This is a genomic window from Geodermatophilus poikilotrophus (genome assembly GCF_900111455.1).
Taxonomy (GTDB): domain Bacteria; phylum Actinomycetota; class Actinomycetes; order Mycobacteriales; family Geodermatophilaceae; genus Geodermatophilus; species Geodermatophilus poikilotrophus.
On sequence record NZ_FOIE01000002.1, the window covers coordinates 397,754 to 410,995 of the forward strand.

The window sequence follows — 13,242 nt, forward strand, 5'->3', positions numbered from 1 at the left end:
AGGGACGGCCCCCTCGCAGGGTCCCGCCGCGAGCTGGCGAGTGGCGGGGGGCGAGGGGGTCCTTCTAGAGGCCGGGCAGGTAGCGCTTGAGCTCCCACGGGGTCACGTTCTGCCGGTAGGCGTTGAACTCGGCCCACTTGTTGCGCAGGAAGAACTCGAAGACGTGCTCGCCGAGCGTCTCGGCCACCAGCTCGCTGCCCTGCATGGCGGTGAGGGCCTCGCCGAGGGACACCGGGAGGTCCTCGTAGCCGGCGGCGCGGCGCTCGGTGTCGGTGAGCGACCAGACGTCGTCCTCGGCCTCCGGCGGCAGCTCGTAGCCCTTCTCGATGCCGCGCAGCCCGGCGGCCAGCAGGATCGCGAAGGTCAGGTAGGGGTTGCACGCGGAGTCCGGCGAGCGGACCTCCACCCGGGCCGACTGGCCCTTGTTCGGCTTGTAGGAGGGCAGCCGCACCAGTGCCGAGCGGTTGGCCCGGCCCCAGGTGGCCGCGGTCGGCGCCTCGGTCCCGGCCAGCAGCCGCCGGTAGGAGTTCACCGTCTGGTTGGTGACGGCGGTGTACTCCTTGGCGTGGACGAGCAGGCCGGCGATGAACTGCTTGCCGGTGGTCGACAGCTTCATCGGGTCGGCCGGGTCGTGGAAGGCGTTGCGGTCGCCCTCGAACAGCGACAGGTGGGTGTGCATCGCCGAGCCCGCCAGGTCGGTGAACGGCTTGGGCATGAAGGTGGCGTGCACCTGCTGCGCGAGCGCCACCTCACGGACCACGTGCCGCAGCGTCATGATGTTGTCGGCCATCGACAGCGCGTCGGCGTAGCGCAGGTCGATCTCCTGCTGGCCGGGCGCGACCTCGTGGTGGCTGAACTCCACCGAGATCCCCATCGCCTCGAGCGCGAAGACCGCCTCCCGGCGGAAGTCGTGGGCGACGTTGTGCGTGGAGAGGTCGAAGTAGCCGCCGTTGTCGGCCGGCTCGGGCGGGCTGCCGTCGCTGGGCTGGTCCTTGAGCAGGAAGAACTCGACCTCGGGGTGGGTGTAGAAGGTGAAGCCCATGTCGGCGGCCTTCGTCAGCGCCCGGCGCAGCACGTGCCGCGGGTCGGCCCAGGACGGTGAGCCGTCGGGCGTGGTGAGGTCGCAGAACATCCGCGCGGTGTCGCTGGAGCCGCCCTTGGCCGACGGCATCACCTGGAAGGTGCCGGGGTCGGGCTTGGCGAGCATGTCGGACTCGTAGACGCGCGCGAAGCCCTCGATCGCCGAGCCGTCGAAGCCGATGCCCTCGGCGAACGCCGCCTCGATCTCCGCGGGCGCCACGGCCACGGCCTTGAGGTAGCCGGAGACGTCGGTGAACCAAAGCCGCACGAAGCGGATGTCGCGTTCCTCGAGGGTGCGCAGGACGAACTCCTGCTGTCGGTCCATGCTCGGCATGATCGCGTCCAGTCGTTTCCGTGGGGTGACGTCCGCCCCCCAGCCTGCCCCGTCGGGCCGATCTGCACACGGGCCTCCGGCCGCGGCGGACCCGTGTCGCGGCCCTCGGCGACGATCGTGGAGCCGTGGGGCGACACCGGCGGACGACGGCGGGGTCGCCACCGCGGGTCCATGGTCGCGGGAGCGGCTGCCGGGAAGGCGCGGGCACCGGAGGACCTCCGGAGAGGCACCAGTCGATCTAGCATGTGACCGCCATCACGAGGGCGGCGCGGCCACGGGCGCGACCCCGCGTCCGGCCGCGGCGCCGCTGGCGGAGGGCGAGATGGACGTCGTTCTCGCACTGGTCGTCGTAGTCGTCCTCGGGCTGCTGGTGCTCGCGGGCGCGAGCGTGCGGGTGGTGACCCAGTACCAGCGCGGAGTGGTCCTCCGGTTCGGCCGGCTGCTCGGCGACGCCCGGCCGCCCGGGCTGACCGTCATCGCTCCGGGCATCGACCGGATGCACAAGGTCAACATGCAGATCGTCACCATGCCGGTGCCGGCCCAGGAGGGGATCACGCGGGACAACGTCACCGTGAAGGTCGACGCCGTCGTGTACTGGCGGGTCTACGACCCGGTCCGCGTCGTCGTGGACGTGCAGAACTACCAGGCCGCCATCGCTCAGGTGGCCCAGGCGTCGCTGCGGTCGATCATCGGCAAGAGCGATCTCGACGACCTGCTGTCCAACCGGGAGCGGCTCAACCAGGGGCTGGAGCTGATGATGGACAGCCCCGCGGTCGACTGGGGCGTCCACATCGACCGCGTCGACATCAAGGACGTCGCCCTGCCCGAGTCGATGAAGCGGTCGATCGCCCGGCAGGCCGAGGCCGAGCGGGAACGCCGCTCGCGCGTGATCACCGCCGAGGGCGAGCTGCAGGCCTCGGAGAAGCTCGCCCAGGCCGCGCAGGTGATGAGCACCCAGCCGACCGCGCTGCAGCTGCGCCTGCTGCAGACGATGGTCGAGGTGGCCGCGGAGAAGAACGCGACGGTCGTCCTGCCGTTCCCGGTCGAGCTGCTGCGTTTCCTCGAGCACGCCACTCCCCCGGCGCCGACCAGCCGCGAGCCCGCCTCGACGGCGAACGGGCTACCCGTCCCGCGGCCGACGGTCCCGCCGGTGGCCGCGAGCTGACGTGCCGGCTCCGGCTCGGACGCTCAGCCGGTGCGGCGGCTGCCCCCTGCCTGCGCTGCCGCCCGCAGCGCCACGGCGAGCGCCGCCTCGAGGGCGAGGAAGACGCCGCTCGGCCAGGCGGTGAGCCGGCGCTCGGCCACGCACCCGGCCAACCGCGCGACGGCCATGCCGGCGCTGGCGACGCCCACCGTGCGCAGGACGGCGTCGTCCCCGGGCGTCGAGCCCGACGCCGCTGCCAGGGACGCCGCGAGGGCCAGCGGGATGCCGGCGTAGACCGCCCGGACCTCCGTCCGCGCCTCGGGTGTGCCGGCGGCACCGCCGAAGAGGGCCGGCACCCGTGCGGGCGCGAGGGCGGCGACGACGCCGATGGCGGCATAGGCCCCCGCCGCCGAGCGGCGCAGGTGTCCTCGGAGGGTCATGCGGCGGAGGCTAGCGTCGCCTGATCGTCTGGACAGGTCCCCGCCTGGCCGGGTTCCGGGGACGCGGACCAGGATGGGCACGTGAGCGAACCCGTGCAGCTCCGAGTCGCCCTGGCCCAGGTCGACACCCGCGTCGGCGACATCGCCGGCAACGCCGCGCTGGTGAGCACCTGGACGGCGAGGGCCGCCGAGGACGGCGCCCACGTCGTCGTCTTCCCCGAGATGACCCTCACCGGGTACCCGCCCGAGGACCTCGTGCTCCGCGAGTCCTTCGCGCAGGCCAGTGAGAAGGCGCTGGTCGAGCTCGCCGGTGAGCTGGCCCAGCGGGGCCTCGGGAGCACTGCCGTCGTCGTCGGCTACCTCGCGCACACCGAGGGCAGCGGCCCGGCGGCGACGGAGTCCATGCCCGGCGACGACGACCGCCCGGCCGACGCCAACCCGCGCCGCGGCGCACCCCGCAACGCCGCCGCGCTGCTGCACGGCGGCGAGGTCGTCGTCCGCTACCACAAGCGGCACCTGCCGAACTACGGCGTCTTCGACGAGGCCCGCTACTTCGTGCCCGGCACCGAGCTGCCCGTCGTGCGGCTGCACGGCGTGGACCTGGCGCTGACCGTCTGCGAGGACCTCTGGGTGGAGGGCGGGCCGTGCGGCGTCGCCGGCCAGGCCGGGGTGGACCTGGTGCTCTCCCCCAACGCCTCGCCCTACGAGCGGGCCAAGGACGACCTGCGGCTGCCGCTGGTCCGCCGTCGGGCGGCCGAGGCACGGGCCACGGTCGTCTACTGCAACCAGGTCGGCGGCCAGGACGAGCTGGTCTTCGACGGCGACTCCATGGCCGTGGCGCCGGACGGCGAGCTGCTGGGCCGCGCGCCGCAGTTCGTCGAGCACCTGCTGTGCGTCGACCTCCGCATCGACCGCTCGGCCGTGCCCGACCGGCGCGAGGGCCGGTTCGGGCCGATGACGGTCACCCGGCACGTGCTCTCCGAGGAGCCGGTACCCGCGTTCGACCCGCGGCCGGCCTCGGTCGCCGAGCCGCTCTCCGACTGCGAGGAGGTCTGGCGGGCGCTGGTCCTGGGCCTGCGGGACTTCATCGACAAGAACGGCATGCCCTCGGTGGTGCTCGGCCTCTCGGGCGGCATCGACTCGGCCGTCTGCGCCGCCCTCGCCGTCGACGCGCTGGGCGCCGACCGGGTGTACGGCGTCGGCCTGCCGTCGAGGTACTCCAGCGAGCACTCGCTCGCCGACGCCGAGGACCTCGCCCGGCGGACGGGTCTGCACTACTCCGTCGTCCCGATCGCACCCATGGTCGACGCCTACCACTCGTCGGTGGAGCTCAGCGGGGTCGCCGCGGAGAACCTGCAGGCGCGGGTCCGCGGCACGCTGCTGATGGGGCTGTCCAACCAGCACGGCCACCTGCTGCTCACGACCGGCAACAAGAGCGAGATCGCGGTCGGGTACTCGACGCTCTACGGCGACTCGGCCGGCGGCTTCGCCCCGATCAAGGACGTGCCGAAGACGCTGGTCTGGGCCCTCGCCCGGTGGCGCAACGAGTACGCGCGCGGGCGGGGGGCGGCCGAGCCGATCCCGGTCAACTCGATCGAGAAGCCGCCCTCGGCCGAGCTCGCCCCCGGCCAGGTCGACACCGACTCGCTGCCCTCCTACGAGGAGCTCGACGCGGTCGTCGCCGACTACGTCGACCGTGACCTCGGGATGGCCGAGCTGCTCGAGCGCGGCCACGACCCGGAGGTGGTGGCGCGGGTGCTGCGGCTGGTGGACGCCGCGGAGTTCAAGCGCCGGCAGTCCGCGCCCGGAACGAAGATCAGCCTCAAGGCGTTCGGACGCGACAGGCGGCTGCCCGTCACCAACCGGTGGCGGGAGACGCTGCCCACCGTCCGCGAAGGAGCGGCATCACACCCATGACGGAATCGGTGCTCTACGGCGGGACGTCCACCGCCCGGGTGCGGGTGCACCACCTGCAGCAGGCCAAGGAGCGCGGCGAGAAGTGGGCGATGCTCACCGCCTACGACACGTTCAGCGCGGCCGTCTTCGAGGAGGCCGGCATCCCGGTGATGCTGGTCGGCGACTCCGCCGGCAACGTCGTCCTCGGGCACACCTCGACCGTGCCGGTCACCGTCGAGGACATCCTGGCGATGACCAAGGCGGTCACCCGCTCGACGAAGCGGGCGCTCATCGTGGCCGACCTGCCCTTCGGCAGCTACGAGGCGTCGCCGCAGCAGGCGTTCGCCACCGCCGTCCGGATGCTCAAGGAGGGCGGCGCGCAGGCGGTCAAGCTCGAGGGCGGGGTCCGGGTCGCCCCGCAGACCCGGATGCTGACCGAGAACGGCATCCCGGTGATGGCGCACGTCGGCTTCACCCCGCAGAGCGAGCACGCACTCGGCGGCTTCCGGGTGCAGGGCCGCGGGGCCGGGGCCGAGCAGCTGCTGGCCGACGCGCACGCCGTCCAGGAGGCCGGGGCGTTCGCCGTCGTCCTGGAGATGGTGCCGGCCGAGATCGCGGCGCAGGTGACCAAGGAGGTGTCGATCCCCACGATCGGCATCGGCGCCGGCGTCGACTGCGACGCCCAGGTGCTGGTCTGGCCGGACATGGCCGGCCTCACCAGCGGCCGGGTGCCGAGGTTCGTGAAGAAGTACGCCGACCTGCGCGGCGAGCTGCTGCGGGCCGCGCGCGAGTACGCCGACGAGGTCCGCAGCGGCGTCTTCCCGGGGCCCGAGCACTCCTTCGAGTGATGCCGTACGGCGCGCGTTGCCGGGGTTCCTCGTGGGTTGCGGGCGCGGCAGCACCGGCAACCCACGAGGAACCCCGGCAATGCGGCGGACGCCGACGGCAAGCCGTCATTCGCACGGGTCGTTGTACTCGAAGCCGGGTGCGTACTCGCGCCACTCCTCCTCACCGAGACGGCGCTCGACCATCCCGCAGATCCGGCTGACGGCGGAGGACGGGTCGAAGGTCTCGACGAACACAGCCCCGTCGGTCGCAACCACCAGTGCGCTGCCGTCCGGGGAGAAGGCGAAATCCCACGCCCCGGTGTAAGGACTCACCGAGCCGACCACCTCGAGGTCCGGTACGCGCCAGATCCGCACCACACTCGTGCCCCCCTCGATGACGGATGCCGCCAGGTACCGCCCGTCGGCGCTGAAGGTCGCGACCGGACTGCCGCCCCCGGTCGGAACGGAGCGCGAGAGTCGTCGCCCTGAAGAGGTATCCCAGATGCTGAGCTCCCTCTGGCCTCCGACCGCCAACAGCCTCCCGTCCGGACTGAACTGCACCAACTCCGCATCCGCGGTCGGCAGCTCGCGAACGAGGTTCCCTGCGGCGTCGTAGGAGGCAGCCCGACCGGACAGGTGGGCCACTGCCACGCGCTTCCCGTCGCGCTGCAACGCGAGGGCCTGGATGCCGTCGTCGAGAGAGGGCACACCGCCGATCCGGGAACGGCTGTCGAGATCCCAGATCACGACCTCCGACGGGTCTGCAGAGGTGAGGAACCTCCCGGAGGCATCGAAGGCCAGGAACTCCACGGGACCACGGTGTGGCGGCGAGAGCTGAACCACCTCGTGGGCCCCGGCGGACAGGTCCACGACGTCCACCTGGTCCGGGTGGCCCCGCGTGGTGGCGAGACGACGGCCGTCGTCGGTCACGGCTGAGGGACGTGGCTCGGTGGACGTCAGGTCCCGCGAGGTCGCGGTCACGGTCATGCCCTCCATGTCGTGGACGACCACGCCTTCGGCCGGCGTGCGAGCACCGTGCTCGGGAACCTCGGACGGTCGCACGACCACCTGGTCGACGTAGGTCACGGGTAGACCGGTGGCCCCTCCCACCCGACACAGCGCCAGCACCCCACCACCGGCCGGGGAGACGATCGTCGAGCCATCCGGACTCAGCGATCCCACCCCAGCCCCGTACGAGGGCACAGCGCCGATGGACGTCCTCTCCACCATGTCCACCAGGACGACAGCGCCGATCCCCGACACGAGGAGGGCTCTGCGGCCATCAGCGCTGAAGGAGGCGACGACCGAACTCGGATCGACCCTCAACTCCTCCCCTGTCAGCACGACTCGGTCGTCGACGTCCCACCATGCCCACGTGGATCCGTTCGAGTACAGAGCGGAGTGTCCGTGGGGCGCGATGGCGAGATGACCCGTCTCGGGCAGCCCCGGACCCGGGACCGGTAGGGCGGGTCGGTCGCGCGCCACCTCACGCCGCCCGATGACGTCCCACGTGACGATCTCGCCACCATCGGCGTACACCAGTCGACCACCAGGGGCGAAGTTGACCGAGCAGGAGCCGCCCTCCACCTCGGTGACCTGCCGAACGTCCACGGACGAGTGCAGCTGGAGAGGTGTGCGAGTCCAGAGGTCTATCCCACGCTCGCCGCACGTACCGATGTGGCGGCCATCGGGGCTGAGCGTGATACCGGTCAGGTAGGCCTCAGGGGACGCCGCAGCGGTCTCGAGTGCACCTGTCGTCCGATCCCACACCCACAGCGCATCCCCGTTGCGCGAGGAGAAGGCGACCGTGTCCCCGTCCGGGCTGAGGGCGGCCTCTCCCACGCCATCGGGCGCCTCGAGGGCCGATCCTGCTCGCTCTCCGCGCTGCAGGTCCCAGAAGGCGACCTCGGCGTCATCCCACAGCAGGACCAGGCTCCCGTCCGCCGGGCTGAAGACAGCACCCCTCACTGATCCCAGGTCGGTCCCCAGGAGCCTGTCGACTCCGGATCGCTCGCTGGCCAGCCTCGTCACCAACATCCTCGACTCGGGCGTGGGCGCCATCTCGTGAGCAGCACCCGCCAGGAGGAGCGCCGTGTCGGGCTCGTGCGGAGCGAGCTCCTCGGCATGCGTCACCAGGGAGCGCGATCCGGCTTGTTCGGCCTGCCACTCGGATCGCTGGGAGGCCCGGAATGCGACCACCCCGAGGACCAGCGACACGACCAGCAGGGCAGCCAGGCCCGCCACCGTGATCCGCAGCCGCCGCACCCCCCGGCCACGCTGAACGCAACTCGCGGTGATGAAGTGCTTCTCCGCGTCGGTCAGGTCCTCCCCGCGCTCCTCCCGCCACCGCTCGGCCTCCGCCAGCGGAGCGCCGCGCAGCAGCCCACCCGGATCACGCCCGACCTTCTCCCACCCGGCCATGGCTGTGCGCAGCTGTTCCTGCCAGGTCCGGAACGCCAGGTCGTCGTCGACCCACTCGTGCAGGCGCGACCACCCCCCGATCAGTGCCTCGTGGACCAGTTCGACCGACTCCGTACCGGCGGGGTCCCGGTCGGCGACGACCAGGCGTGTGGCGGCGAGGCGCTGCCCGAGCTCCCACTGCGCGTCGGTCATCTCGTCCCGGCGGGCCACGCGGCGGACGGGCACTCCCACGTCGGTCGGGCGGACGAGCTGGCCCAGGAGCCGCCGGGCCTGCTCCTGCTCGTCCGGCATGAGCTCGTCGCGGTAGACACGCTCCGCGTAGGCCGCGAGCGCGCCGTCGACCCGGCCGAGCTCGTCGTAGGCGGCGTGCGTGAGCACCCCCCGGTCCTGTCGGTCCCAGAGCAGGGTCAGGGCGAACTGGAGGAGCGGCAGACTGCCCGGTTCCTCACCGACGTCGTCGAGGATGCGCTCGACGAGACCCGGCTCGTACCGCGCGCCCGCGGGCAGCGGCTTCTCGATCACCGCCCGGAGCTGGCTGCGCCCCATCTGGCCGATGGTCGTCACCGCGCCCTCGAGGGCGTCGGCCATGGCCGGATAGCGGAGGGCCTCGCCGAGGAAGTCCGCGCGCATCGTGAGCACGATCGAGAGCTGCCTCGAGCGCTTGTCCTGCTGGAACGGGAGCACCGACACCAGTGCCTGCACGAACTGACCGACGGCCTCGGGGGGTCGGGTGAACACCTCCTCGAACTGGTCCACGACCACGAGCAGGTGAGCCGCACGGGCCCGGGCAAGTACCCGGGTGACGACGTCGGCCAGACCGCCCTTCGACAGGAGTTGGGCGAGGGGATCGGTGAGGACCAGGCGTTGCGTCTCCGACTGCTCCGGCTCCAGGAGCGGGAGCAGTGCCCCGGCGAGGGCGTGCAGGGGGGACGACGCCTGGGACGGGCGCATGGTGGCGCTGACCCATCCCTCCTCCTGCAGGAGTGCCGGCACCAGGCCCGCGAAGACGACCGAGGACTTGCCGCTGCCCGAGGGACCCACGACGGCGACCAGAGGACTGCGGCCGACCTCGCGCACCAACCGCGCGGTCAGGTCCTCGCGCCCGAAGAACACCGCCGCGTCCTGGGTGCGGAACGGGTAGAGGCCGCGGTACGGGGACGCTGCGATCGCGCGCTCGGCCAGCACGGGCCAGGCCTGCACCAGCACGCCGGCCGGGATCAGATAGGCGGCGCGCAGGTGGTCCTGCGCGTCCGCGGCCACGGTCATGCCGACGATGCCGGCCAGCTCGTCGTCCCAGACCGCTCCTCCGCTGAACCCTGATTCGACGGGATACCCGGAGGCGCTGCCGTCCATCTGGACCCAGCCGGCCGCCTGCGCACCCCTGAGGACGCCGGTGGCCCAGACACCGTGATCGTGCTTCCGGGGGAAACCGAAGGTCCGGAAGTGGTGGCCCCAGAGCTCGTCAGCGGCTACGAGGCGGACCGGCGACAGACCGGCGGGGCCAGGACCCACCAGGGAGAGCACGGCGACGTCGCCGCTGTCGTCCGGCGCGACAGGACACCACACCTCGACCCGCGCCTGCGTGACCTGCCCCGGAGCCTGGAGCGGGAAGTCGACCTGCACGAGGTCGTCCTCGCCCGGCCTCTCCTGGGTACGGCGCCCGAGTGCGCTGGTCACCACGTGAGCGCACGTGACCACGTGGTCGCTGTCGACGAGGAACGCGCTGCCGACCACGGCGCCGTTCCTGGCACGCACCCGGGCGAGGGCCGCGTTGATCTCGCGGGGCACCCCCGCCGGCCTGACCGCTCCTGGTGCCGGGGCCGGCACCTCCGCCGAGGTCACGGCCCCCTCGAGCGGAAGGGCACGGCCCTCCCTAGGGGGCGCCACCAGGTCTCCACGAGAGCTTGACGGTGAAGTGGCCCTCTCCCGCGGTCTTCGCGATGACCGCGCCGGCCTCGCACGTCAGCTTGACGCCGAACTCCAGCTCGAGCCCGTCCGGCGACAACACCCGCAGCGCCTGGACGGAGGCGTCGGCGGCGTCCCGCACGCCGGCGAGGGCCTCGGTCAGCCGACGCCCCGCCTCGAGGACTCCGTCGTGACCGCGGCTGACGCGCTCGATGCCGGCGGCATCCTCGTCGACCTCGACCAGCACGGAGGAACCGTCGTCCAGTTGGTAGCGGACCATCTCGCTCATCAGGTCCCCCGGACGGCACAGTCGGGCGCGACGCCGCGGACACGGAACGACGAGCCATGGTGCGCGTGCAGCGTCACCGCGCCGTCACGGCGCTGTCACCGACGGCTGGACGGCGGTGACCGGACGCCTCAGACGTCGGTGACGCGGATGCCGGCGTGCGCCTTGTACCGGCGGTTGACCGACACCAGGTTGATCGTCAGCGCCTCGACCTGGCGGGCGTTGCGCAGCCGGCCGGCGTAGATCCCCCGCATGCCCGGCAGCCGGCCGGCCAGCGCCTGCACGGTGTCGGTGGCCTCGCGGACGTCGCCGACGACCATCACGTCGCCGTCCAGGGTGGGCCTGGAGAGGTCCTCGAGCAGCCGCGCCGACAGGTGGTGGAAGGCGCCCACGACGTGCGAGTCGGGCAGCAGCGCGGCGGCCTGCTGGGCCGCCGACCCCTCGGGGACGTCGAGCACGTACGCGCCGAGCTCGTCGAAGGCCATGGGGACGACGCAGTCGACGACGACCTTGCCGGCCAGCGGGGTGGCGAGCTCCGCGAGGGTGTCGGCGTGCCCTGCGTACGGCACGGCGACGACGACCAGGTCGGCCGCGCCCGCGACGTCGACGTTGGCGCCGCCGGTCACCGAGACACCGGTGCCCCCGGCCGCGGCGGTGGCCCGCTCGGCGACCTGCGCGGCGACCTCACCGGCGCGCTCGGCGTCCCGCGACCCGAGCAGCACGCGCTGCCCGGCCGCCGTCAGCCGGACGGCGAGCCCGCGGCCCTGCGGACCGGTGCCACCCAGCACGCCGACGACCAGGTCATCCACCGAGCGTCCGTCCGACACGTCCCACCCCCTGCGCACGCCGGACCCCCCGGCGTTCCGCAGGGATCATGCCCGGACGGCGGAGCGGGCTCTCAGTCGCCGTCCTTCCACGCGCGGTCCTCGGCGTTCAGCTGCTCCTCGCGCTCGGCCACCGACTGCAACGCGTGCTCGGCCTCCTCGCGGGTCGCGTACGGGCCCAGGCGGTGCCGCTCGGCACACCCGTCCCTGTCCTCCACGGTGTGGTGCTTGAGGCAGTAGAACCACGGTCCCTGCGCCATGTCGTCCTCCTCCGTCGTCGTCCGCCGGCCGTTCCCTTCCCGGTCAGACGTCGACCATCACCTGGTCGTGCCGGGCGTAGAAGGCGGTCATCTCCTCCGGGGACGGCTTGCGGCCGCTGCGGCGCAGCTCCGCCATCTCGGCGAAGAACTGCTCCCGGGCGATGCCGGGCGCGAAGAGGATGAGGAAGTCGGCAGGCTCGTCCCCGTCGTTGCGGAAGCCGTGCACGCCGCGCTCGTGCACCAGCGCGAAGTCCCCCGCCGAGTACGGCCGCCACGCCCCGTCGGCGTACACGGTCAGCCTGCCGGAGACCACGTAGAACGACTCGGAGAACGTCTGGTGGTAGTGCGGCGCGGCGCCCGGGCTGCGCGGCGCGAGCCGGTACTGGACCAGGCCGAAGCGGCCGGCGGTCTCCGAACCGGGCGCGACCATGCGCAGCGCGCTGGTCCCTGCCTCGACCATCGGGTGCTCGGCGAGGGTGCGGACGACGACCGTGCCGGGATCCGGGTGGGACACGGCCGTCACCCTGGCACCGCCGTGCGGCCGCGTCGACCCGTCCCGGCCACTGGGACACCTGGTGACGGAAGTGCAACGGCAGTTCCTGCGGAACCGCCCGGTACGGCATGCTGCCCCCGTGACGGGGTGGCGACGCAAGGGCACCGACACACTGGGCAGGCGGCGCGGCTCAGCCGTCAGCCCGGGGCCGGAACACCGGATCGCGGCGCTCGCCCTCGCCGCGCTCACCTTCGTCGCCGGCCTCATCGGCATGGCGAACCTCTTCGTCGACGGGACGCTGCACCAGGGCGCCACCCGCACCAGCTACACCGCCGCGATGGCCGCCTGCCTGGCGGCGGCCGTCGCGCTGGCCGTCCGGCAGCGGATCGGCCGGTGGCAGACCTTCGGGCTGGTGCTGCTCGTCGAGGTCGTCTACGTGATCGTCGTCCTCAGCATCTCCGAGCCGGCGCAGGCGACCCCGCTGATGCTGCTGTTCCCCTCGTTCGTCGCCGCCTGGTTCCTCGGCACCTGGATGCTGGGTGCCACCATGCTCGCGACGGTGGTGGCCTGCACGGTCGCCCTCGAGCACACCTACGACGGGATCCTGACGATCGCCGTGCAGGTGGCGATCAGCGCCGGCGCCCTGAACACCGCGGCGTTCGGCGTCCACGTGCTGCGCCGCCGGGTCCAGCGGCTGCTCGAGGCCACGCAGGCGCTGTCCCACCAGGACCCGCTCACCGGGCTGGCCAACCGGCGCTTCCTCCTCGAGCAGGCCCCGAGGGTCTGGCGACAGGCCCGCCGCGAGGGGTCGCGGGTGGCCGCGATGGTCCTGGACCTCGACCACTTCAAGCAGCTCAACGACGCCCACGGGCACGCCGCCGGGGACGCCGTGCTGCGGGCGGTGGCGACGTCCCTGTCGGCCACCGTGCGGCCCAGCGACGTGCTGGCCCGCACCGGCGGTGAGGAGCTGATCGTGCTCGGGCTGGTCAGCGACGCGGCCGAGGCGCACCGGCTGGCCGAGCGGCTGCGGGCGGCGGTGCGCACCAGCCGCACCGCCGAGGGGCACGCGGCGACCGCCTCGATCGGCATCGCGCTGGCTCGGCCGGTGGACGGCGAGGACGCCGGCGACGCGATGTGGCGGCTGGTCGACCGCGCGGACGGCGCCATGTACGCGGCCAAGCAGGCCGGCCGCGACCGTGTGGCCGCCGTCGTGCCCCGGCAGCGCGGCGGGCGCTTCGCCGACAGCACCCCACCGAACGGCCACGCGACCGGTGGAGCGGCCTGAGGGAGGACCCCTGTGCCCCCGCCACAGGCAGGCTCGCGACGGGACCC

General features: G+C 72.9%; 11 protein-coding genes. 4 read left to right on the plus strand and 7 right to left on the minus strand.

Annotated features, from left to right (window positions below):
* Window positions 1-64: 64 nt before the first annotated feature.
* Window positions 65-1,405, minus strand: a complete 1,341-nt coding sequence (gene glnA, locus BMW27_RS06340) for a type I glutamate--ammonia ligase (protein WP_091441493.1) — start codon at window positions 1,403-1,405, stop codon at window positions 65-67.
* Window positions 1,406-1,736: 331 nt separating this feature from the next.
* Here glnA and BMW27_RS06345 point away from each other — a divergent pair, with 331 nt between their 5' ends.
* Window positions 1,737-2,579, plus strand: coding sequence for a slipin family protein (locus BMW27_RS06345; RefSeq protein WP_091440749.1), 843 nt, complete (start codon window positions 1,737-1,739; stop codon window positions 2,577-2,579).
* 23 nt (window positions 2,580-2,602) lie between these two features.
* Here BMW27_RS06345 and BMW27_RS06350 read toward each other — a convergent pair whose 3' ends face one another.
* The gene (locus BMW27_RS06350) at window positions 2,603-2,998 is read right to left on the minus strand and encodes a DUF4345 family protein (RefSeq protein ID WP_091440752.1); all 396 of its coding nucleotides are present in this window, start codon (window positions 2,996-2,998) and stop codon (window positions 2,603-2,605) included.
* Between the two features lie 81 nt (window positions 2,999-3,079).
* On the opposite strand from BMW27_RS06350, the gene BMW27_RS06355 reads away from it, so the two are divergent.
* Both BMW27_RS06355 and panB read left to right on the plus strand, forming a co-directional pair.
* A complete protein-coding gene (locus BMW27_RS06355; RefSeq protein WP_091440756.1) occupies window positions 3,080-4,915 on the plus strand; it encodes an NAD+ synthase in 1,836 nt (611 codons plus the stop codon).
* Window positions 4,912-5,742, plus strand: a complete 831-nt coding sequence (panB, locus tag BMW27_RS06360; protein ID WP_091440757.1) for a 3-methyl-2-oxobutanoate hydroxymethyltransferase — start codon at window positions 4,912-4,914, stop codon at window positions 5,740-5,742. Before BMW27_RS06355 ends, panB begins: the two co-directional genes overlap by 4 nt.
* A gap of 105 nt (window positions 5,743-5,847) precedes the next feature.
* On the opposite strand, the gene BMW27_RS06365 is transcribed toward panB, so the two are convergent.
* The 5 genes from BMW27_RS06365 to BMW27_RS06385 form a co-directional block, all read right to left on the minus strand.
* On the minus strand, window positions 5,848-10,029 hold the full coding sequence (locus BMW27_RS06365; protein ID WP_091440760.1) for an nSTAND1 domain-containing NTPase: 4,182 nt from the start codon (window positions 10,027-10,029) through the stop codon (window positions 5,848-5,850).
* Window positions 10,016-10,336 (minus strand): CU044_2847 family protein, encoded by a 321-nt coding sequence (locus tag BMW27_RS06370; protein WP_091440762.1) that lies wholly within the window; start codon window positions 10,334-10,336, stop codon window positions 10,016-10,018. Before BMW27_RS06370 ends, BMW27_RS06365 begins: the two co-directional genes overlap by 14 nt.
* 128 nt (window positions 10,337-10,464) lie before the next feature.
* Window positions 10,465-11,142, minus strand: coding sequence for an NADPH-dependent F420 reductase (gene npdG, locus BMW27_RS06375; protein WP_245743336.1), 678 nt, complete (start codon window positions 11,140-11,142; stop codon window positions 10,465-10,467).
* A gap of 89 nt (window positions 11,143-11,231) precedes the next feature.
* The gene (locus BMW27_RS06380) at window positions 11,232-11,417 is read right to left on the minus strand and encodes a hypothetical protein (protein ID WP_091440768.1); all 186 of its coding nucleotides are present in this window, start codon (window positions 11,415-11,417) and stop codon (window positions 11,232-11,234) included.
* A gap of 43 nt (window positions 11,418-11,460) precedes the next feature.
* Window positions 11,461-11,931: a cupin domain-containing protein gene (locus BMW27_RS06385; RefSeq protein ID WP_091440771.1), complete on the minus strand. Its 471-nt coding sequence runs from the start codon at window positions 11,929-11,931 to the stop codon at window positions 11,461-11,463.
* Between the two features lie 118 nt (window positions 11,932-12,049).
* Here BMW27_RS06385 and BMW27_RS06390 point away from each other — a divergent pair, with 118 nt between their 5' ends.
* Entirely contained in the window at window positions 12,050-13,195 is a 1,146-nt protein-coding gene (locus BMW27_RS06390) for a GGDEF domain-containing protein (protein WP_245743337.1), read from the plus strand.
* Window positions 13,196-13,242 lie beyond the last annotated feature (47 nt).